The 21,935-nt window shown below is 64.1% G+C and carries 19 protein-coding genes; 9 read left to right on the forward strand and 10 right to left on the reverse strand.

The features are described from left to right. Positions 1–5: 5 nt before the first annotated feature. The 3 genes from GTP44_RS04170 (at position 6) to GTP44_RS04180 (ending at position 6,022) form a co-directional block, all read left to right on the forward strand. Positions 6–2,375, forward strand: a complete 2,370-nt coding sequence (locus tag GTP44_RS04170) for a GH36-type glycosyl hydrolase domain-containing protein (RefSeq protein WP_161018440.1) — start codon at positions 6–8, stop codon at positions 2,373–2,375. A gap of 35 nt (positions 2,376–2,410) precedes the next feature. Further along, complete coding sequence (locus tag GTP44_RS04175; protein WP_161018441.1) at positions 2,411–4,669, forward strand: beta-glucosidase; 2,259 nt, start codon at positions 2,411–2,413, stop codon at positions 4,667–4,669. 132 nt (positions 4,670–4,801) lie between these two features. Beyond that, positions 4,802–6,022: an esterase/lipase family protein gene (locus GTP44_RS04180; RefSeq protein ID WP_161018442.1), complete on the forward strand. Its 1,221-nt coding sequence runs from the start codon at positions 4,802–4,804 to the stop codon at positions 6,020–6,022. Here the strand turns inward: GTP44_RS04180 and GTP44_RS04185 are convergent. Then, positions 6,003–6,296, reverse strand: a complete 294-nt coding sequence (locus GTP44_RS04185) for an RnfH family protein (RefSeq protein WP_161018443.1) — start codon at positions 6,294–6,296, stop codon at positions 6,003–6,005. The genes GTP44_RS04180 and GTP44_RS04185 overlap by 20 nt on opposite strands. Beyond that, the gene (locus GTP44_RS04190; RefSeq protein ID WP_160990242.1) at positions 6,286–6,720 is read right to left on the reverse strand and encodes a type II toxin-antitoxin system RatA family toxin; all 435 of its coding nucleotides are present in this window, start codon (positions 6,718–6,720) and stop codon (positions 6,286–6,288) included. Before GTP44_RS04190 ends, GTP44_RS04185 begins: the two co-directional genes overlap by 11 nt. Before the next feature lie 75 nt (positions 6,721–6,795). Here GTP44_RS04190 and smpB point away from each other — a divergent pair, with 75 nt between their 5' ends. The 3 genes from smpB (at position 6,796) to GTP44_RS04205 (ending at position 8,653) form a co-directional block, all read left to right on the forward strand. Next, a complete protein-coding gene (smpB, locus tag GTP44_RS04195) occupies positions 6,796–7,245 on the forward strand; it encodes an SsrA-binding protein SmpB (RefSeq protein WP_161018444.1) in 450 nt (149 codons plus the stop codon). A 161-nt stretch (positions 7,246–7,406) separates the two neighbouring features. Beyond that, complete coding sequence (locus GTP44_RS04200) at positions 7,407–8,099, forward strand: hypothetical protein (protein WP_161018445.1); 693 nt, start codon at positions 7,407–7,409, stop codon at positions 8,097–8,099. Continuing rightward, positions 8,099–8,653 (forward strand): FlgO family outer membrane protein, encoded by a 555-nt coding sequence (locus tag GTP44_RS04205; RefSeq protein ID WP_160990239.1) that lies wholly within the window; start codon positions 8,099–8,101, stop codon positions 8,651–8,653. Before GTP44_RS04200 ends, GTP44_RS04205 begins: the two co-directional genes overlap by 1 nt. Here the strand turns inward: GTP44_RS04205 and GTP44_RS04210 are convergent. The 5 genes from GTP44_RS04210 to GTP44_RS04230 form a co-directional block, all read right to left on the reverse strand. Beyond that, positions 8,650–9,486 (reverse strand): NAD-dependent protein deacetylase, encoded by an 837-nt coding sequence (locus GTP44_RS04210; RefSeq protein WP_161018446.1) that lies wholly within the window; start codon positions 9,484–9,486, stop codon positions 8,650–8,652. The genes GTP44_RS04205 and GTP44_RS04210 overlap by 4 nt on opposite strands. A gap of 255 nt (positions 9,487–9,741) precedes the next feature. Next, positions 9,742–10,437 carry a phage tail protein gene (locus GTP44_RS04215; protein ID WP_161018447.1) on the reverse strand — a complete coding sequence of 232 codons (696 nt, stop codon included), beginning with the start codon at positions 10,435–10,437 and terminating at the stop codon, positions 9,742–9,744. A 141-nt stretch (positions 10,438–10,578) separates the two neighbouring features. Beyond that, a complete protein-coding gene (locus GTP44_RS04220; RefSeq protein WP_161018448.1) occupies positions 10,579–11,280 on the reverse strand; it encodes a phage tail protein in 702 nt (233 codons plus the stop codon). A gap of 98 nt (positions 11,281–11,378) precedes the next feature. Beyond that, complete coding sequence (locus GTP44_RS04225; protein ID WP_161018449.1) at positions 11,379–12,074, reverse strand: phage tail protein; 696 nt, start codon at positions 12,072–12,074, stop codon at positions 11,379–11,381. Positions 12,075–12,254: 180 nt separating this feature from the next. Next, a complete protein-coding gene (locus tag GTP44_RS04230; protein WP_161018450.1) occupies positions 12,255–12,740 on the reverse strand; it encodes a GNAT family N-acetyltransferase in 486 nt (161 codons plus the stop codon). 79 nt (positions 12,741–12,819) lie between these two features. Here GTP44_RS04230 and GTP44_RS04235 point away from each other — a divergent pair, with 79 nt between their 5' ends. The 3 genes from GTP44_RS04235 to GTP44_RS04245 all read left to right on the forward strand — a co-directional run bounded on the left by GTP44_RS04235 (position 12,820) and on the right by GTP44_RS04245 (position 19,953). Then, positions 12,820–13,122: a DUF6916 family protein gene (locus tag GTP44_RS04235; protein ID WP_161018451.1), complete on the forward strand. Its 303-nt coding sequence runs from the start codon at positions 12,820–12,822 to the stop codon at positions 13,120–13,122. A 361-nt stretch (positions 13,123–13,483) separates the two neighbouring features. After that, positions 13,484–14,329, forward strand: a complete 846-nt coding sequence (locus GTP44_RS04240) for a sulfotransferase family protein (RefSeq protein WP_161018452.1) — start codon at positions 13,484–13,486, stop codon at positions 14,327–14,329. Next, the gene (locus GTP44_RS04245; protein WP_161018453.1) at positions 14,326–19,953 is read left to right on the forward strand and encodes an Ig-like domain-containing protein; all 5,628 of its coding nucleotides are present in this window, start codon (positions 14,326–14,328) and stop codon (positions 19,951–19,953) included. The genes GTP44_RS04240 and GTP44_RS04245 overlap by 4 nt, the downstream gene beginning before the upstream one ends. Before the next feature lie 99 nt (positions 19,954–20,052). Here GTP44_RS04245 and GTP44_RS04250 read toward each other — a convergent pair whose 3' ends face one another. Genes GTP44_RS04250 through GTP44_RS04260 form a run of 3 tightly spaced genes read right to left on the reverse strand, consistent with a single transcriptional unit; the run spans position 20,053 to position 21,851 of the window. Next, the gene (locus tag GTP44_RS04250) at positions 20,053–20,466 is read right to left on the reverse strand and encodes a DUF4259 domain-containing protein (RefSeq protein WP_161018454.1); all 414 of its coding nucleotides are present in this window, start codon (positions 20,464–20,466) and stop codon (positions 20,053–20,055) included. A gap of 4 nt (positions 20,467–20,470) precedes the next feature. After that, on the reverse strand, positions 20,471–21,406 hold the full coding sequence (locus GTP44_RS04255) for an SPFH domain-containing protein (RefSeq protein ID WP_160990229.1): 936 nt from the start codon (positions 21,404–21,406) through the stop codon (positions 20,471–20,473). Positions 21,407–21,428: 22 nt separating this feature from the next. After that, the gene (locus GTP44_RS04260) at positions 21,429–21,851 is read right to left on the reverse strand and encodes an NfeD family protein (protein WP_160990368.1); all 423 of its coding nucleotides are present in this window, start codon (positions 21,849–21,851) and stop codon (positions 21,429–21,431) included. Positions 21,852–21,935: the final 84 nt, after the last annotated feature.

A 21,935-nucleotide genomic window follows, 5' to 3' on the forward strand; every position in this document is an offset into this window, starting at 1 on the left:
TTTCTATGCTACGCCCGACCCACAATGGTGACCGCTATGAACTGACCAGCGCCACGGCCATGCCGCAGGCGGCCGGTTTCCTGTGGAATCAAAAGATGATGATACAGATCACCTGCCGCGGCTACGCCACCGCGCAGTACATGCAGCCGGAGCCGGCCAAGTACGCGTATGCGCCCAACCTGGAGGCCAAGACCTTCATGCAGCCGGAGCAGAACTACTACGCGCATCATCCGGGCCGCTTCTTCTACATCAAGGACGAGGAGACCGGCGAGTTGTTTTCCGCGCCCTATGAGCCGGTGCGCGCGAAGGTCGACCGCTTCAACTTCTCGGTCGGCAAAAGCGATCTGCGATGGCGCGTCGAACACCTGGGCATCCGCGTTGAACTGACGCTTGGCCTGCCGGTGGCGGACGTGGTGGAACTGTGGTCGCTGCGCGTGACCAACATCTCCGGCCGCGCTCGCAAGATCAGCGTCTACCCTTACTTCCCGATCGGCTACATGTCGTGGATGAACCAGTCCGGCGAATACCGTCCGGACCTGGGCGGCGTGGTGGCCAGCAGCGTTACGCCATACCAGAAGGTGTCCGACTACTTCAAGCAGAAGGACTTCAAGGACAAGACCTACTTCCTGTGCGAGCAGGCACCGGATGCGTGGGAGGTGCGCCAGTCCGCCTTCGAGGGCGAAGGCTCGCTGAACCGCCCCGCCGCCATCGACGCCGAAACGCTGGGCGGCAGCGACGCCCGCTACGAAACGCCGACCGCCGCCGTCCAGTATCGGCTGTCGCTGGCCGATGGCGAGGCGCGCGATTACCGCTTCATCTTCGGCCCGGCGTTTGACGACGCCGAGATCCGCGCCGTGCGCGCCAAGTATCTGAGCGCGGCAGCCTTCAAGGCCAGCGCGGACGAGTATGCGGCCTACGTCGCCGGCGGCGAGGGCTGCCTGCGCATCGAAACGCCGGACGCGGACCTCGACAACTTCGTCAACCACTGGCTGCCGCGCCAGGTGTTCTACCACGGCGACGTCAATCGTCTGAGCACCGACCCGCAAACCCGCAACTACCTGCAGGACAACATGGGCATGAGCTTCATCAAGCCCGGCGTGATGCGTGCGGCCTTCCTGCACGCGCTGTCGCAGCAGGAGGCCAGCGGCGCCATGCCGGACGGGATACTGCTGGCCGAAGGCGCGGAACTCAAATACATCAACCAGGTGCCGCACACCGACCATTGCGTGTGGCTGCCGGTGGCGCTCAAGGTCTATCTCGACGAAACCGGCGACTACGACATCCTTAACGAAGATGTCATCGGCAAGGAAACCGGCGTCGCCCTCACCGTCTCCGAGCGCGTGAGCAGCGCCATGGACTGGCTGCTGCAGGCGCGCGACAAGCGGGGCCTGAGCTACATCGCCCAGGGCGACTGGTGCGATCCGATGAACATGGTCGGCTACAAGGGCCGCGGCGTATCCGGCTGGCTGACCGTGGCCACCGCCTACGCGCTCAATCTCTGGGCGGAAATCTGCGAGACCACCGGCGCCAGTTCCTCGCTGGCCGAAAGCGCCAGGCATTTCCGCGCCGGCGCGCGCGCCGTCAACCGCGTCGCCAACGAACACCTGTGGGATGGCGACTGGTTCGCGCGCGGCATCACCGACGATGATGTCAGCTTCGGTACCCGCAAGGACAAGGAAGGCCGCATCTGGCTCAACCCGCAGGCGTGGGCGATCCTCGGCGGCGCCGCCAATGCCGGCCAGCGCGCCTCGATGATCGCGCAGGTCGACGAGCATCTGGTCACTCCCTACGGCGTGCAGATGTTCGCGCCGCCGTACAGCGCCATGCGCGACGATGTCGGCCGCGTGACGCAGAAGCATCCGGGTTCGGCGGAGAATGGCGCGGTGTACAACCACGCCGCCGTGTTCTACATCTACAGCCTGTACACCGTCAACGAGAGCGACCGCGCCTACGATCTGCTGCGCCGCATGCTGCCCGGCCCGAGCGAGGAAGACTACCTCCAGCGCGGCCAGCTGCCGGTGTTCATCCCGAACTACTATCGCGGCGCCTGGCGCGAATGCCCGCGCACCGCCGGCCGCTCCAGCCAGTTGTTCAACACCGGCACCGTGTCGTGGGTCTATCAGTGCTTTGTCGAGGGCCTGTGTGGCCTGAAGGGCACCGCCCAGGGACTGAGCATCAAGCCGCAATTGCCCTCGCACTGGAACGGCATCAAGGTCGTGCGCAAGTTCCGGCATGCCACCTTCAATGTGTCGATCGAGCGGGCGGATGTCGATGCCATACAGGTCTGGGACGGGGAGAATCGTTTGACTGAAAACGTTTTCACCGGTATCGTTGCAGGCGGAGCATATGCGCTGAAGGTTCTGATTCCGCGCTGAAGATCAACTTAAAACTATAAGGACACTGTAATCGTATGAAGAAACGTCTCTGGCTGTCGCTCGCACTGGCTTATCCTGTGATGCTGTCGTTTACCTACAGCGGCGCCGCACACGCCGCGGACGCAAATAAACCTTGGCTGGACGCGAAGCAGTCGCCAGACGCGCGCGCCGACCAACTGGTCAAGGCGATGACGCTGGACGAAAAAATTCAGACAGTGTTCGCCTTCTTCTCAACCGATTTCGCACCGAAGAAACACGAGCAGCCGAAGGAAGGCCGTCCGGATTCGGCCGGCTTCGTGCCTGGCATCGAACGCCTTGGCCTGCCGCCGCAGTGGCAGACCGACGCCGGCGTCGGCGTCGCCACCCAGGCCGTGTCGAAAAAACCGTATCAACGCACTTCCCTGCCGGCCGGTATCGCCACCGCCGCCACCTGGAACACCAAGCTGGCCTACGCCGGCGGCGCCATGATCGGCGCCGAGGCGCGCGCCTCGGGCTTCAATGTGCAACTGGCCGGCGGCGTCAATCTGCAGCGCGAGCCGCGCAATGGCCGTAACTTCGAATACGGCGGCGAAGATCCGCTGCTGGCAGGTGTCATGGTCGGCGAGCAGATTCGCGGCATCCAGTCGAACCACATCATTTCGACCGTCAAGCATTACGCCTTCAACGATCAGGAAACCAACCGCAATCACGTCAACGTCGTCGTCGACGACAAGAACGGCCGCATGTCGGACCTGTTGGCGATGCAGTTCGCGATCGAGCGTGGCCAGCCTGGTTCGGTCATGTGCGCGTATAACCGCGTCAACGGCGACTACGCCTGCGAAAACGACTACCTGCTCAACGAAGTGCTGAAGAAGGACTGGAAGTACACCGGCTACGTGATGTCCGACTGGGGCGCGGTCCACTCGACGATTCCCGCCGCGCTGCGCGGCCTGGACCAGCAGTCCGGCTATCCGTTCGATAAATCCGACTACTTCAACGGCCCGCTGAAGGAGGCGGTGGTCAACCGCCACGTACCGCAAGCGCGCCTGGACGACATGGTCAAGCGCATCACCCGCACCATGTTCGCGCATGGTCTGGTCGAGCATCCGGTTTCCAAACCGAAGAGCGACGACGCCGGCATCGACTTCGCCGCCCACGGCAAAATCAGCCAGGCCGACGCCGAGGAAGCCATCGTCCTGCTGAAGAACGATAACAACCTGCTGCCGCTGGCGGCCAATGTGCGCAGCATCGCCGTCATCGGCGGCCACGCGGACAAGGGCGTGCTGTCGGGTGGCGGCTCGGCGCAGGTGTATCCGATCGGCCTGTCGCCGGTGCCAAACGAAGGCCCGGCGTACTTCCCTGGCCCGATCGTCTATCACCGCTCGTCGCCGATGGGTGAACTGGCCAAGCTGACCAAGGCCAAGCTGACCTACAACGACGGCAAGGACGTCGCCGCCGCCGCCAAGCTGGCAGCGGGCGCCGATGTGGTCATCGTGTTCGCCAACCAGTGGATGGCCGAGAGCTTTGACGCCGACGACCTGTCGCTGCCGCACAAGCAGGACGACCTGATCGCCGCCGTGGCCAAGGCCAATTCGAAAACCGTGGTGGTGCTGCAAACCGGTAACCCGGTCGTCATGCCATGGCTGAACAACGTCGGCGCAGTGCTGGAAGCCTGGTATCCAGGCACCAACGGCGGCGCGGCGATCGCCCGCGTGCTGAATGGCGAGGTCAATCCGTCGGGCCGCCTGCCGGCGACCTTCCCTGCTTCGGTGGATCAACTGCCACGTCCAAAAATCGATGGCGATGCCAAGACCAAGGACGAGAACATCATCGAGAAGATCACCACCAACTACAACATCGAAGGTGCGGCGGTTGGCTACAAGTGGTTCGATCTGAAAGGCCACAAGCCACTGTTCCCGTTCGGTTACGGCCTGTCGTACAGCACCTTCGCTTACGGCGACCTGAGCGCCAAGCCTGCGGGCAGCGGCATCGAAGTCACGTTCAGCATCAAGAACACCGGCAAGCGCGATGGCAAGTCGGTGGGCCAGGTGTACGTGTCGCCGGTGGCCGGCGGCTGGGAAGCGCCTAAGCGTCTGGGCGGCTGGGACAAGCTGGATCTGAAGGCCGGCGCCAGCGGCAAGGCGACGGTAAAGATTGATCCGCGTCTGCTGGGCGTGTACGACAGCGCCAGCAAGACCTGGAAGATCGCCGCCGGCGAGTACCTGGTAACGCTGGCCGATTCGGCTGGCGCGCAACCGGCGGCCAGCGTCAAGGTCAAGCTGGACGCGGTCACCGTCGACGTCAACGGCCGCTGATTGACGCCGGGCCGACGCCACGTCGGCCCTTAGCCAGCAGTCGCGCAACGCGGCTGCTGGCGTTCTATGGATTCCCACGTTCGTGGGAATGACGGCGGTTGAAAGTGGTCCCGCATCGGGTACACTGTCCGCATGCAACTCACTCCAGACAAGCAAGCAGAACTCCTGCGCGCCTTGCAGGACGCGTTGGATGATCGCGCCCTGGCGGCGGCGATGCCGGATCTGGCGCCGCTGGCCGATACGCCGCCGTTGCCCGCCACACTGATCGCTGACGCGAAGCTGCATGTGGTGCGCCACAAGGACAGCGGCTGCGTGCAGTTCGTGTTTCCCGGCGATGTCACACCACCGTCGCCCGCATTGGCGCCGCAGGGCTGGGACTGGATCGTGCAAGCCTCACTGCGCGCCGGCGAGCGCATGACGCAGGCGATGATCAACAAGATCGAGGCGCACAACAAACCTGAGCGATTGCTGGCCCTCGGCCGTGGCCGTGGCCACGGTCAGCCGGTGATGCCGGTGATGCCGGAAGACCTGGCCGCCGCGCGCGGACGCAAGGTGCTGCTGCTGGTGCACGGCGTGTTCAGTTCAGTGGAGGGCGCGTTTGCCGCATTGGACTTGCAGCCGCTGCTGCAACGCTACGAGGGCCGCGTGTTCGGCTACGACCATTGGACCATCGCCAAGACACCGCAACAGAACGCGCTGAATCTGCTGCAGCGCCTGCCATCCAATGCCGGTTGGGACGTCGACATCCTGTGTCACAGCCGGGGCGGACTGGTGGTCCGCTCGCTGCTGACCGAAGGCATGGCCGACATCGCGCAAGCCCGCGCCGGACGCATCGCCAACGTCGGCAAAGTCATCTTCGTGGCCGCCGCCAATCAGGGCTCGCCCTTGGCGTCCGCCGACGATATCAAACAGTTTTTGAATGTGGCGGCCATGCTGGCCTCGTTCAGTCCCGGCATGGCGCTGGACCTGGTGATCGGGTTGGCGCGGATGGTGGTGTCGCTGGGATTTGGCCGGCCCAGCGTGCAGGCCCTGGCCAGCGGCTCGGCGCTGATCGAGCAACTGGAGCGCTCGGGCACGCTGCTGACGGCCGCCAACAGCTACTACGCCCGCGCCAACTTCGCCTATGGCGACTCGCTGCTGGAACGCACCGGGGCCCTGCTCAGCAAGGCGCTGATCGACAGCGCCAATGACCTGGTGGTCCCCTACGGCAATGTGCTGCTGCCGCAGGCCGCGCCGGACGCCGGCCACATTCTCAACTTCGGCAGCGCCGAACACAAACAAACGGAAGTCTGGCATACCGGCTTCTTCCAGCATCCCGCCACGCGCGACTTCATCACTCGGCAGCTGGCCTAGCCTTGCGACGGCGGCGGGCGTGCTTGGGATCGGCGATCAACGGGCGATACAGTTCGATACGGTCGCGGGCCCGCAGGACGGTGTCGAGCGGCCTCTTCTTGGCGTAGATGCCGGTTTGCAGCTGATTCAGATCCAGGCCCGGCACCTCGTCCAGTACGCCGCTCAGGCCGATCGCCTGTTCCAGCGTGGTGCCGGCCGGCACTTGCAGCGCGCGCAGGAACTGCAGCGCGTCGCTGGCGTAGCAGACCTGAATGGTGAAGGTGTCAGCCGCCATACACCGTTTCCGCCCGTTTGCAGAAGGAGTCCACCATGCTGTTGGCGATCATGCCAAACACCGGCCCGACCAGCTTGTCCAGCAGCGCGCTGGAAAACTCGTAACGCAGGTCGAGGTCGATCTTGCAGGCGTCATCGCGCAGGGCCTTGAAGGTCCACACGCCGTCCAGACACTTGAAAGGGCCGTCCACCAGCTTCATCTTGATTTCGGTGGGCGCGTGGTTCTCGTTGGCGGTGGTAAAGCTCTGCTTGACGCCGTGGTAGTTGATGCCCACGCTGGCGACCACCGTAGTGCCGTTGCGCTCCTTGATTTCCACACCACCGCACCACGGCAGAAATTTGGGATAGTCGTCGATCGCCGCCACCAGATCGAACATTTGCTGGGCGCTGTAACCGAGGAAAACTGATTTGTGCACTACTGCCATTGTCTAACCATTTGCTATGATGTTGAATTATTCGCGTCTGACGACGCGCAGCAGTAGTTTAACCGATACCACCCCATGACCATAGCCGATAACAAAAAAGCCTTTTTTGACTACTTCATCGAGGACCGCTACGAAGCCGGCGTCATGCTCGAAGGCTGGGAAGTCAAAGCCATCCGCGACGGCCGTGTGCAGATCAAGGAAGCCTACGTCACCATCAAGGGCGACGAGCTGTACCTGTTCGGCGCCCACATCAGCGCGCTGCCCACCGCCTCCACCCACATCACGCCGGACATGGTGCGCACCCGCAAGCTGCTGCTGCACCGCCAGGAGATCGACAAGCTGATCGGCAAGGTCACGCGCGCCGGCTACACGCTGGTGCCGCTCAACCTGCACTTCAAGGGCGGCCGCGTCAAATGTGAAGTCGGCCTGGCGAAAGGCAAGAAACAGCACGATAAACGTGCCACCGAGAAAGATCGTGACGGCAAACGCGAAGTGGCGCTGGCGCTGAAAACCAACAAGCGCTAAAACTGTTGCGCGCGCTGTACAGAACCCGGTCCCGCACCGGGTTTTTTATCGCCGGGATAATTTCTAACTAGAAACATCCATGCTAAACTGCTCGCAGGATGATTTTACATTCGTGGCCCTTGTGTTGCCGCGAATCGGACAATATTGACGACGAGGCAATCATGGCGCTGAAAACTGCAATGGCTCTGGCCGCCGGCATGCTGCTGGCAGGCTGCGCGGCGCGCTACACGCCGACGCCGATACCCGCCAACTTCGCCGCCACCAAGCAAGCCAAGCTGCAGGCGGCGCAGCACTGGGGCGTAATCGCCGACAACATCGAAAAGCAGCTGGCGGCGGAACTGCGCAAGAGCCCGCCCCGCCCGGTGTACCTGAACGAGCCGAAAGACCCGAACCCATTCCAGCGCGCGCTGGCCGCGCAGCTGACCACCTCGCTGGTGAATGACGGCTACGTGGTCTCGCGCAGCCCGGCCGGCTCGCTGCGGGTGGAGCTGGACGTGCAGACGCTGACCTTCGCCGCCGACCGTCCGCAGTACCGTTACTACGGCGAGAAAACCGCGCTGGCCGGCGGCGTGCTGGCGCTGAGCGTGATCGACGCCGGCGTGGCGTTCAACGCCGCCACCGGCGTCGGCGCGGTGGACGCGCACCAGTGGCTCAACTCCCAGTTCGCGCCGGGCGAGACGCCCAAGACCGAGATCATCGTCACCGTCTCGGTGTCCGACCAGTACCGCTATCTGGCGCGCGCCACCTCGGCCTACTACGTCGCCGACACCGATCGCGTGCTGTACGGCATCGTCGATCCCAAGCCTGAAGAACCAAAAATAACCCGCACCTTCCAGGTGCGCGGAGATATCTGATGCCGATGCCATCCTTGGTCCGAATTTCCCTGCTGTCGCTGGCGTTGCTGGTGGGCGGCTGCGCCTCGACGCCGAAAGAGGAGGAAGGCAACTACGCCACGATCTCCTCCAACCAGTTCATCAACGCCAACTACAAGGCCGCCGACGCGCTGCTGGCGCAGCTGAACGGCAAGGTGGTGGTGGGCAAGCCGCTGATCATGGCCACCGTGGTCAACATCGACGCGCTGGAGCAGACCACCACGCTGGGCCGGCTGGTCTCCGAACAGCTGTCGACACGCCTCGCGCAAGGCGGCATGAGCATGTTGGAAATGAAGCTGCGCAACAGCGTCTACCTGAAACGCAATCAGGGCGAGCTGATGCTGACGCGTGAAATCGGCGAAGTGGCCACCACCCACAACGCGCAGGCGATCGTGGTGGGCTCGTATGCCGAGACCAGCGACATGGTGTTCATCAACGTCAAAGTGATCCAGCCGAACACCAACTTCGTGCTGGCCGGTCACGACTACGTGCTGGCCAAGGAAGCCATCGTCCGCTCGATGCTGCAGCGGAACTAGAGCAGCAGCGGCAGCACCTCCACCGCCGACGCCTCCACCTTCAAGCCGATCAAGTCATCTGCCCGGGTTTTACCCAGGTTGATGGCAGCGATCGGCTTGTTTGATTGCGCCGCCAGCTTGGCGAAGCGGAAGCCGGAAAACACCATCAGCGACGAGCCGACCACCAGCACGGCGTCGGCCTCGTCGGCCCATTGCAGTGCCTCGGCGGTGCGCTGCGGCGGGATGTTGTCGCCGAAAAAGATCACATCGGGCTGCAGAACGCCGCCACAATCGCCGCACACCGGCAGCCGGAAATCCTGGAATTCGTCCAGTTCGACTTCGGCATCGCCGTCCGGCCGCGCTTCGGGCACCACCTCGCCGGCCGGACCGGCCGGCACCAGCGTCGGGTTAGCCTCGGCCAGCCACTGCTGGATGTCGGCGCGCGGATGGATCTTGCGGCACGCCAGGCAGACCACGCCGTGGATATTGCCGTGCAACTCGATCAGCTTGCGGCTGCCGGCCGCCGTGTGCAGGCCATCGACATTTTGGGTGATGAGGCTGTGGATGCGGCCGGCCCGTTCCAGTTCGGCCAGCGCGCGGTGGCCGGCGTTCGGCGCGGCGCCGGCCAGGGTCGGATAGCCAGCCATGCTGCGCGCCCAGTAGCGCCGGCGTACCGCCTCGGACTGGCGGAAATCCGGCCCCTGGATCGGGTTGCGACCGCGCCGCATACCATCCTTGTCGCGGTAGTCGGGAATGCCGGAGGCCGTGCTCAGACCGGCGCCGGTCAGCACCAGCACGCGCTCGTGGCGCTGCAGAAAGGTGTTCAAGTGGTGGATTTGCTGGTTCAGGTTCATCTGCGCATGGTAGCCTAAAAATCATTTCTCGATTTATTGAACCGTTTGCTCCAGATGACAACTGCCGGGCAGAATGGCCGCCGGGACCGGCACGCCTTCAGAACGCTGTATCGTGCGTATTGGCGCCGGCTGTCGCGCTTGGCCGGTCGAGTGACGCGCAATCCGGCGCTGACAGAGGACGGGCCCCATGACAACAAGAGCCGCAGCGCGTATACGGGCACCGGCGCGGGGCCCGCAACGGGCAAACGGCATGCTTTACGGCCGGGTCGGGTACAAGCCGTTCACGCAGATGATGTAATTGAGGGCAAGCGAAGGCTGCATAGGAAACAGAGCAGCAGACGGCGCCATGACGAGCGGTGCGGTGATCGGGGTGCCTGCCCCAAGGGAGGCCGACAACGTGGCACTGCCGCCGAGCACGGTTCCGACGCTGGACGCGTCCATCGCCACCGCCGGCGGCGGCGTGGCGGGGGTGGGGTTGACGTAGTACACGGCGCCCGAGGTGCCGGTGCTGCTCAGCATGGCCCCGGCGCTGGGCTTATTCGCAGCCGGCGTCGCCCCCGGTCCGGCACTGGTCGCATACAAGGTCGATCGCGCGGTCATGCTGGCGCCACTGACGGTACCGCTGACCGTCACGCGCGGCAGGTTATTGTTCGAGATGGTGGCGCTGACAGAGCCGGTGGTGACGGGCGCCGCAGGCGGATCGCCGACCACCTTCCCCAATGCCACCGTCGGCGCCGGTGCCGGAGCGGTCCCCATGGCGCCGATGGCCGTCCGCCCACACAGGTCGGGAAGGCGGAAGTCTTTAATGCCGTCACCGCCATAGCGCGTCCCCAGCACCGCAAACAACACTTGATATTGCGATACAGAAAGAAGTTGCCCATTGCACAACGCCCAGTTCTCCGGTGCATAGGGAAATACCACCGGGACAATTGTTCCAACAAATGCATCCATGTTCGCTTCCTTTTATAGTAACTATATGGTCAGGTTTCGCAGTCAAAACCGCATGCTGCGACGGCTGGTCAGCTTGCCAGGTGCTTGACGTCAGCGTTCTGCCTGTGCGGTAGCGCACGCAATGCGCTGGCGACGCCCGGCTCAGGGTCGTACCGGGTAGTCGCCCTGCCAGCAAATGATATACGTCATGCCCAGCGAAGGCTGCATGGTCGGCACCTGCGCGGTCGATGCCACGGGGATAGTCGACAATGGCGTCCCGCTACCGAGCGCCCCAGTCGTGAAGGTAGCCGCCCCATCAACGCTGGACTGCACGCTGGCGCTGTTGAGCGCCACCAACGGCAATGGCGTGGACGGCGTCGGGTTGGTGTAATAGATGGCGGCGGCGCCGGCGCCGGTGCCGCTGGCGGACAACCTGGCGCCCGCCGCCGGCGCCGTCGCGCCAGGTCCGCTGGTGGTCGCGGACAAGATCGACGTGGCGGTCAGTCCCGTCGTATTGAGTGCGCCGCCGATTGCAACCGCAGGCAGGTTGGCGCTGCCGATGGTGAGCGTGGCCGCGCCTTGGGTGTTCAGGTCGAGGCTGTTGGCGCCGACTGACGTTGCCAGCGCGACAGGCGGCATGGTTCGCCCCGGCGTTGCCGATACGCCCGAACCGATCACCGCATAGCCGCGCAAATCGGGCAGCGCGAAGGTTTGATTAATTACGCCGCCATAGGTATTTCCCAGCAACGCATACAGTGCCTGGTACTGCGAGACCTGTACCAGCTGCCCATTGCATGGCAGCCAGCCGACTGGCGCGTAGTCGTATGCCACCGCCATGATCGTTCCGATAAATGCATCTTCCATACCGATTCCTTTTTTATCCACTGTGATGAGGCATGAAACCCGGGCGCGGCCGGCGTCACCGCCAGATGCAAGGGCGCCAGACCCGGATAGGGTGCGATTTAATCTCTTGGAGGGTAATATCCGTTGGTGCAAATGATATAGGTCAGGCCCAGCGACGGCTGTACCACCGACATCGTGGTGCTGGTGCTGCTCTTCACCTCCAGCGGCGCCGGCGCGGCGGAGCCGATCTGGGCGCCTCCGAAACTGGCCGTGCCGCCGATGACCGTCTTGACACTGTCATCGCTCAGCGGCACTGCCGGCAACGCCACGGCCGGCGTCGGATTGGTGTAGTAAATGGCGGCCGATGTCGGCCCTGCGCCGCTGCCGGACAGCACCGCGCCACTGCTCGGCGGAATGGTCGCCCCCGGTCCGCTGGTAGTCGCGTACAGGGTCGAAGTGGCGCTGACGCCGTTAATCTTGGCCACGCCGCTGACCGTCTTCGGCAGGTTGGCGATGTCGACCACGATCGAAGTGCTGCCCGTCGCCGTCACCGTGACGGACTGCACCCCGACCGCTTTGCCCCTCCCGACTGCGGTAATACCGGGTTTCGGTGGCGCTTGCGAACCGACTATGGTGCGACCGCGCAGGTCGGGAAGCGCAAAGGTGGTCTTGCCGTCGCCGCCATAAGTCGTGCCCAACAACGCATACAAGGCCTGATTGCTCTGGATTTGCAGCACTTGTCCATTACATAGCGCCCAACCTTGCGGCGCGTAATCAAATGCAACGGTCATAATCGTACCGATCATTGTTTCCATGCAGATTCCTTTTTAGCCAGTGTGGAAATATAAAAGTCAGACCCGACATCGCCCGACATTAGCGTCATCAATGGCCGGATCGCCATATTTTGATAAATCATCGGCGCGCCAGGTCGGAATCGAACGGCAGGCGCAGGTAGCGCGTGGCTTGCGGCACCGGCGGTGCCCGCGTCCTGGTTGTTAGCATGGGCATTGCCATAGCATCTGCTGGCGCAGCGCGTCGCTGGCCTGCGGCTGGAACCCGGCCGCCGCGTAAAGGCGCCGCGCGCCATCGTTCCCGTGCGCCACGGCCAGGCTGATGGCCGCCCGCTGCCCGGCGGCGCGCCGCTGCAACGCCCGCAGCACGGCGCCGGCCACCCCCTGGCGCCGCGCCGCCGGCGCAATGGCGATATCGACCAGCCGCCATTCGGCGCCGCTCATGTCGAACACCACCCGGCCGACGGCTTCGTCGTGGTATTCCACGATCCAGTGTTGGGCACGGGGGAAAGCGTTGCGTTGCCCGTCCTCGTGTATTTTCTGCTGCATGGAAATGAGGTTGTCGATGAACTGCGGCGACATCGGCAATTGCCGCAGATCGTCGCGCGTGGCGGCGTACAGGGCCCGTCGGAACGGCGCATCGCCTTCATGACTATTGCGAAGCCGCAAATGCTCAGCTACAGTAAACATGGAGTTTTTTAAAAAATAACGTTTTTTTATAATGCCCAGTTTATCGGATGAATGCAAGTGTTATTGAAAAGGATAATAAATGCGAATCACGTTGGACCAGCTTGCGCCGCTGACAGGGAAAGAATTGATGGTAAAGACGTCACACGGCAGCGTCGCTTTGTCGCTGGTGGCCGTGACTGAACTGCCCCGGCGCGGCTTGCCCGCGCAGTTCACCACCCCGCTATCGCTCATGCTCCACGGCCCGTCCAACATCAGGCTGGCGCAGGACAATTATTATATTGATCATCCGTTGTTTGAGGGTCAGCCATGCTGCATCGTGCCGATCGCCCCGTCGGCAACCGCTGCGCCGCCACTGCCGCGTTATCAAATTATCTTTAATTGAGCGGAAGTGACACCATCAAACACAAGAGCGAAGCCTGCTCGTGAAATGAATAATGGTTAACCCGAGTAACAATGGACGACCATTACAACCAATATTAAAATGACTAGATCTTTTAAAAATCTGCGACAATTGGATAGAATCTAACTCCATCCCCCCTGTATTATGTGCTGTGATTCTGCACCAAAAGAAATCATCGCATGTTAATAGAAAAAATTAGCCTTCATTGCACGCATCCGCCAGCGGCACCAAGCGCCCGGCGCCCTGCGGCCATGGGCGCAGGGCGCACCGAAGCACCGCGCCGCCCGATCGGCCCGGTGCGCTGCCGGCCCGCCGAGTGCGCGCTTACTTGCCGGACCTCGCCGTGAGCACACAAAAATTTCACTTTATTTCGGGCCTGCCGCGCTCCGGGTCAACCTTGCTGTCGGCTATCCTGCGGCAAAATCCCCGTTTCCATGCCGGCATGAGCAGCCCCGTCAGCGCCTTGTTCAACGGCGTGCTGGCGCAGGTCAGCGCCGGCAGCGAGTTCGCGTCGATGGTCGACCAGCGCCAGCGGCGCGCGCTGCTGCGCGGCCTGTTCGACGCCTACTACGCGGACCATACCAACGAGGTGATCTTCGATACCAACCGCCACTGGTGCGCCAAGCTACCGGCGCTGCTGGACTTGTTTCCGGACGCGAAAGTGATTGCCTGCGTGCGCAACGTGGCCTGGGTCATGGACAGCATCGAGCGCCTGTACCGCGCCAACCCGTATGAAAATACCCGTCTGTTCGGCGGCAACCCGGCGCGCAGCACCGTGTATTCGCGCCTGGAGGGACTGGCCCAGCACGACAACCTGGTCGGTTTCGCCTGGTCGGCGTTGCGCGAAGCGTATTTTGGCGAACAGGCCGCCTCGCTGCTGCTGATCGACTACGAATTGCTGACACGCGCGCCACGCAAGGTAATCGGACTGGTGTATGAGTTTATTGATGAAACACCGTTCGAGCACGACTTCGACAACGTCGAATACGACGCCGTCGATTTCGATTTGCAACTCGGCACGCCGGGCCTGCACAAGGTACGCCCGACGGTCGAATTCCAGCCCCGGCGCGCGATTATCCCGCCCGACCTGTTTGACAAATACGCACAAATGTCGTTCTGGAACGACGCCAACGGCAGCCGCGCCAACGTCGTCAGCGCCCAGCCGGCCACGAAAGGAACCGCACCATGAAAAATCATCTCGCCGCTCACCTCCATGCCAGCGCTAACGGCGCCGCCGGCGACCACACAGAAACTATCGGCTTCGATGTGTTCGTGCACACGGGCGCGCCGACGGCCGTCGGGCCGGCCGTGCTGCCGCCCGCCCCCGACTTGCAGCACCTCGGCATCGTTGCCGCAGACGCCATTGCGCCGGCGCCCGGCGCGCGCGTCGAAGTGGTGTTTATCGAACAAAACGTGAGCGACCTGGACGGCATGCTCAGGGCCATTGGTGGCGGCCGGGAAGTCCATGTGCTCGACGCGGCGCAGGACGGCCTGCAGCAAATGGCGCAGATACTGGCCGGGCGCAGCGGCATCGATGCAATTCACCTGGTCACGCACGGCGCCGACGCCTCGCTGAGCCTGGGATCGCTGACTTTAAAGGCAGACAACACCGACGCCCACGCTGCCGACCTGCAGACGATCGGGCGCAGCATGAAAGACGGCGGCGACATCATGCTGTACGGCTGCAACGTCGCGGCCGGCGCCGACGGCGCGGCCTGGCTGGACCGGCTGGCGATTGTCACCGGCGCCGATGTCGCCGCGTCGAGCAACCTGACCGGCGGCGCCGAACTGGGCGGCGACTGGACGCTGGAAGTGAACAGCGGAAAAATCGACACGCCATCGCTGGTCACGCCGGACCAGGCCCAGCTGTATCACGCGGTACTGTCGCTCACCAGCACCGTGACGTTTGCAAACGGGGCCAATTTCGTCAACATCGGCGGTGCCACCGCCAACGACGACGTGATCTATAAGGTGCATGCAGATCCCGGCTATCAGTTGAAGATCGATGGCGCCAACTCGGGTGTGGTGAATTATGGCGGTCCGAATATTATTGCCAACTACCAGCAAGGCAGCGAGCACCAGGTCACCATGTCATTCCAGGCCGGCCAGGTGTTTTCCATCGGCTACATCCGCCTGACCAATCTCGGCAATACGATACCCGACCAGGACCTGGTGTTTCGCGGTTATAGCGCAAGCAATCAACTGATCGCCACCAATACCTACACCCTGCCGGCGGACAACAGCGGTGCCGTGTCGCGCACGTTTACGTTCAGCGGCATGACCGACATAGCGACCCTCAAAGTCTCAGCGACCAGCATCGGCAACACGATCCAGGTGCTGCAGATCGACGCCCTTGCACTGTCCAATATCCACATCCTCGCGCCCGACACCACGCCGCCCACGCTGGCCATTACCAGCAGCGCATCAACGCTCAAAATCGGTGAAACCGCGACCATCACGTTTACCTTCAGCGAAGATCCCGGTTCGACGTTCACCTGGAACGGCAGCAGCGGCGACGTGACGGTGACCGGCGGCACGCTGGGCGCCATTTCCGGCAGCGGCCTGACCCGCACCGCCATCTTCACGCCGACCGCCTCGACCAACGGCGGCAGCGCCAGCATCTCGGTGGCCGCCGGCACCTACACTGACGCCGCCGGCAACGGCGGCGGCGCCGGCAGCGCGGTGACCATCAGCTACGACACGCAGGCGCCGGCCGTGTCGGCGCCGGTGCTGGCCAGCGGCAGCGACAGCGGCGTCTCCGGCAGCGACGCCCTCACCAATGTCGTGACGCCGACGCTGACCGGCACCGCCGAAGCCGGCGCCACGGTCAAGCTGTACGACTCCAACGGCACCACGCTGCTGGGAACCACGGTCGCCACCGGCGGCGCCTGGTCGATTACCAGCACCACACTGGGCGCCGGTACGCACACGCTCAAGGCCACCGCGACCGACGCGGCCGGCAACGTCAGCGCACTGTCGTCGGCGCTGGCGGTGACCATCGACACCAGCGCGCCGACAGTGGCCATCACCAGCAACGTCGCCACACTGAAAATCGGCGAAACGGCGACCATCACGTTCACCTTCAGCGAAGACCCTGGCGCCGGCTTTACCTGGAACGGCAGCAGCGGCGCCGTAACGGTGACCGGCGGCACGCTGGGCGCCATTTCCGGCACCGGCCTGACCCGCACCGCGACCTTCACGCCCACCAACGGCGTCGACGCCGGCACGGCCAGCATCTCGGTGGCCGCCGGCGCCTATACCGACAAAGCCGGCAATGCCGGCGGCGCCGGCAGTGCGCTTGCGCTCAGCTATGACACGCTGGCCCCGGCCGCGCCGTCGACACCGGACCTGGCTGCCGCCAGCGACAGCGGCACCTCCAACAGCGACAACATCACCAACATCACCACGCCGACCTTCACCGGCACGGCGACCAGCGGCGCCACGGTAACGCTATACGACACCGACGGCATTACGGTGCTGGGCTCCACCATCGCCAGCGGCGGCGCCTGGAGCATCGTCAGCAGCACGCTCGCGGCCGGCATTCACCAGATCAGCGCCAGCGTCAGCGACGCCGCCGGCAACGTCTCGGTCTCGTCAGCGCTGTCGGTCGACATCGCCACCGCGCCGCCGACGCTGGCCATCACCAGCAGCGCCGCCACGCTGAACAGCGCCCAGACGGCGATCATCACGTTCACCTTCAGCTCCGACCCAGGCGCCAGTTTCACCTGGGACGGCACGGCCGGCGACGTGGTGGTCAGCGGCGGCACGCTGGGCGCCATTTCCGGCAGCGGCCTGACCCGCACAGCCGTATTCACCCCGACGGCCGGCCTCAACAACGGCAGCGCCAGCATCACGGTGACGGCTGGCGCCTACACCGATGCGGTCAACAACAGCGGCGGCGCCGGCACCAGCCCGTCGATCAGCATCGACACGCTGGCACCGAACGCGCCGGCGGCGCCTACGCTGAACAGCGACAGCGGCGCTTCCAGCAGCGACGGCATCACCAACGTCGTCACGCCCGCTTTCAGCGGCACCGCCGAGGCCAACGCAGTGGTCACGCTGTACGACAGCGATGGCACCACCGTGCTGGGCACGACCAGCGCCAACGGTTCCGGCAACTGGAACATCACCAGCGCCGCGCTCGCTGCCGGCGCACACAGCATTACCGTCCGCCAGACCGATGCGGCCGGTAACGTGTCGCCGGCCAGCGCGGCGCAGAACATCACGATTGACCTCACGGCGCCGACCGCGATCGCACTCAGCACCACCACGGCGTCGTCTGGCAGTGCGTTGGCCGGTGCCGCGCTGGCCACGCTGTCGGCCACCGACGCCCAAGCCATCAGCTACAGCCTGGTGACCGGCAGCGCCGGCAACGACGCCTCCAACGCGCTGTTTACAATCGTCGGCAGCACGCTCAAGCCCGTCGCCAACCTGGCGCTGGGCACCTATCAGCTGTATGTCAGCGCCACCGACGCCGCCGGCAACCATGCCGAGCAGGCGTTGACGTTCACCGTCAACAGCGGACCGAGTGTCACTGCCATCGAGCGCGCCGCCGCCGCATCGGCCACGGTGCCGGGCGCCGATAATTCGGTGGTCTACCGCGTCACCTTCAGCGAGCTGGTGACGGGCGTCGACGCCAGCGACTTCAGCGTGCACGGCACGGGCGCCAGCGGCACCGTCGCCAGCGTCGTCGATACCGGCGACGGTATCCATTACCAGGTCACCGTCAGCGGCATCTCCGGCGACGGCACCCTGCGCCTGGACTTGAATGCCTCCGCCACCGGCATCCAGAACGGCGTCAGTAGCGCCATCACCGGCGGCTATACCAGCGGCCAGACCTATACCATCGACCGCACCGCGCCGGCCGCGCCGTCAACGCCGGTGATGACGACGGCCACCGACACCGGCGCCAGCAACGCGGACGGCATCACCAGCAATACCTCGCCCGTGTTTACCGGCACCGGCGAGATCGGCAGCACGGTCACGCTCTACGACGCCAGCAATAGCAATGCCCTGATCGGCAGCGCCACGGTGGACGGCACGGGACATTACAGCATCACGCCGTCGGCGCCATTGACGCCCGGCGCCCATCAGCTTTACGCGCAGGCCAGCGATGCCGCCGCCAATACCTCGACGCATAGCGCCAACCTGGCGGTGGTGATCGACACGGCGGCGCCCACCGCCATCCTGTTGCCGACGTCCACCGTGTACACCAACGCCGGCTTGAATGCCGTGGTCGGCACACTGGGCGCGACCGATGTCGGCGGCAGCGGTGCATTGACCTACCAGCTGGAGGCGGGCGCTGGCGATACCAACAACGGCAACTTCACCATCAGCAACGGTGTGCTGACGCTGAACGACCCCAGCGCGGTCGGCGTGGCCACCGAATCGATCCGTATCAAGGTGACTGACGCCGCCGGCAATGCTTACAGCCAGGTGCTGGCCGTTCAGGTGAGCGCGCCGCCGCCCCCTCCTGACACAAGCACACCGACCGTTGACGGCGTGCCGGTCACCACGGCTCCGGTCACCTTGCCGGGTGGCGGCAGCGGTACCACGGTGACCATTCCGGTTGTGACCGCTGGCCAGGGCACGACGGACGGCGCGACCAACGTGGCGGACATTCCGCTGGTCACTGCCAACAACAGTGCGCTGCTGACCGCACAGGTGCCGGTCGGCGCCGGTCTGTCCGCGACCGGCGGCAGCAGCCAGCCAGCCGGCAATTCCCTGGAGCAACTGATCGCAGCGATCAAGGCGCAGACCACGACGCATGACGCCGCCGACCAGGGCCATTTGACCGGCAACGGCACGCAGTTCCTGGGCCTGTTGCGGGACGACGTGCCGCTACTGGTCAGCACGATCACGCTGAGCAATGTCGATGTGGCGGTCAGCACGCCGCTGACGCTGACGGGCACCTCGGCGGCCAATCAGCACACGGCGCTGGTGATCGATACCAGCGCCCTGCCGGGCAATGCCAACATCGTGCTCAATCACGTGGATTTCGCCGCTGTGGTGGGCGCGGCGACGGTCACCGGCAATACGGCGGGACAGATCATCACCGGCGACAGCGCCAGCCAGCATGTGACAATCTCCGCCGGCACGGCCAGCCAGATCCATGTCGGCGGCGGTAGCGATGTGCTGCAATATGGCATAAACAGTGCGGCGGCCACCCAAGTTGCCGGAGCGCCGCAGGCGGCCCGGCTGTTCAGCGCGCCACTGGTCCCCAACAGCACCACGACGGGTAGCCTGACGGCGGCGACCTCCATCCTGCTCAACGGCGGCAAGGACGCCGACACCGCCAGCTTTGCCAAAGCCCAGTCGGCGTATACCATCGATCAGCGCGATGGCTATGTTCTGCTCACCGACAACAGCGATGCCACCCAGCGTATCACCGTCACCAACGTCGAGCGCCTGCAATTCCAGGATGGCTCGGTGGCGGTGCAAAGCCGCGATGCGCTGACCACGATTGCAGGCTTGTACGCGTCGGTACTGGGACGTCAGGCGGAGATTGCCGGTTTCAATTTCTGGGGAGCCTTCGAGGCCAATGGCATGAGCTTGGGAGCGATCACGGTGGGGATACTCAATTCCAGCGAAGCGATCGCACGCGGATACGGGCTGAACGGCGACGCAACGCATGACATCAACACCCTGTACCAAGCGCTCTTTGGCCGTCAAGGGGAAATTGCCGGAATTGAATTCTGGAAAGATTTGATGACACATGGATACAGCATTGTCGATGTTGCCAACGGTTTCGTCGGCTCAGCGGAAATGGTCGGGCACAAACTGGCGGCGACCGGATGGGATTTGGTATTTTAGACGGATGCGGCCACACAACCGCCACTCTGTGCGGCCATGCGCGGGATTGACGCCGCCAGCGGCGTCACGGCGAAATCGGGGCGTGCTGTGCAGCGCCGATTAAACGCTAACGCGGGCGCGGAGGTCGGCGACGGCGGCTTGCCAGTCGCTGTAGTGCTCGCTTTCTTCCCACAGCTGGCGCAGTTCGCTGTCGGCCGACAGGATGCGGTCGAGGGCGCGGACGGCCTTGTCGGCCAGGTCGGCGCGCGGTTTGGCTTTGGGCTTGCGGGCGGCCACCCATTCGTCGATGGCGGCGCTGTCTTCGGTTGACGGGCCGCCCTTGCCTTGCAGCCGCGCCAGCACTTCGATCGCCACCAGGGCTTCGGCGGCGAACGGCGCTTCCAGTTCGCCGGATGCGTCCAGCACCGTGTTCAGCGTGTCTTCCACCGCGTCCATATTGCTCGTTTCGTGCAGGTCTTCCGCCCAGTCTTGTGCGTAGTCGTTGCCGAACGCGTCTACCGCCCAGGTGCCCATATGCTTACTCCTTGATGATTTTGCTTTGCGTCTTGACCACTTGCATGGCGGTCGCGATCAGGCCGCTCATGTCGCCCAGATTGGCCGGTATGATAATCGAATTGTTGGTCTTGGCCAGCTGGCCGAAGGCGCCAACGTATTGCTCGGCGACCTTCAGGTTCATGGCCTCGTCGCCGCCCGGTTCGCGCAGCGCGGCGCCGACCTGGCGCAAGGCAGACGCATTCGCTTCCGCCAGCGCGACAATCGCTGCCGCCTGACCTTGCGCGCGGTTGATCGCGGCCTGCTTGTCGCCCTCCGAACGCGCAATCTGCGCTTCACGCTCGCCGCTGGCGATGTTGATCTGTTCCTGCTTGCGGCCCTCCGAGGCGGCGATCAGCGCGCGCTTCTCACGCTCAGCGGTGATCTGCGCCTGCATCGCGTGCAGGATTTCCTTCGGCGGCGTCAAATCCTTGATTTCGTAGCGCAGCACTTTCACGCCCCAGTTGGCGGCCGATTCATCGATCGCATTGACGATGGCGGTGTTGATGTGCTCACGCTCTTCAAACGTCTTGTCCAGCTCCATGCGGCCGATCACGGAACGCAGCGTGGTCTGCGCCAGTTGGGTGATCGCGGCGATGTAGTTGGAGGAGCCATATGAGGCGCGCATGGCGTCGGTGATCTGGAAATACAGGATGCCGTCCACCTGCAACTGCGTGTTGTCGCGCGTGATGCAGACCTGCGGCGGCACGTCCAGCGGTATCTCCTTCAGCACGTGCTTGTAGGCGATGCGGTCGACAAACGGAATCACGATGTTGAGGCCTGGCCCCAGCGTCGCGTGATATTTGCCAAGGCGCTCCACCACCCACGCGTGCTGCTGCGGCACCACGTTGATCGTCTTGAACACAAACACCAGGGCCAAAATAAACAGGATGAGGGTGACGTTGCCGATACTGATATCCATGTAGTTCTCCATGAGTGAATTCTTAAGCCGCCACAATCAGGCGGCTGCCGCGTATTTCGCGGATGGTGTAGGCGCCCGGCACGGCGGTGCCGCCCGGTGCCAGCTCGACGTCCCACAGCGCGCCGCGATACATCACGCGCGCCGCGTTATCCTGCCACGCCGGCACATGCACGGTTTGACCGATGTCGAGATTGACGTTCGGATCGCGCTCGGCCTGCACGCGTTGTTGCGCGCGGCCGTAACGGCTGCGGCGCAGCGCCACCGTGGCAGCCACGCCGACCAGCGCCGCCACCAACAGTTGCAAGGCCGGGCCAAAGCCCAGCAACGCCGCGCCGCCACCGGCCGCCAGCCCTATCGCGATCATCAGCAGGTAGAAGGTACCGACGAACAGTTCCAGTATCACCGTCGCGCCGGCCGCGGCCAGCCAATAGCTCCAGTCATTCATCATGGTCTCCTTTTCAAAGGCAAAAACCCCCGCTTCCCGTTGCGGGCCGCGAGGGTTTCTGTTGCTGGCAGATGGTGTTAATAG

Origin of the sequence: Duganella lactea, from assembly GCF_009857505.1 — a bacterium.
GTDB lineage: Bacteria > Pseudomonadota > Gammaproteobacteria > Burkholderiales > Burkholderiaceae_D > Rugamonas > Rugamonas lactea.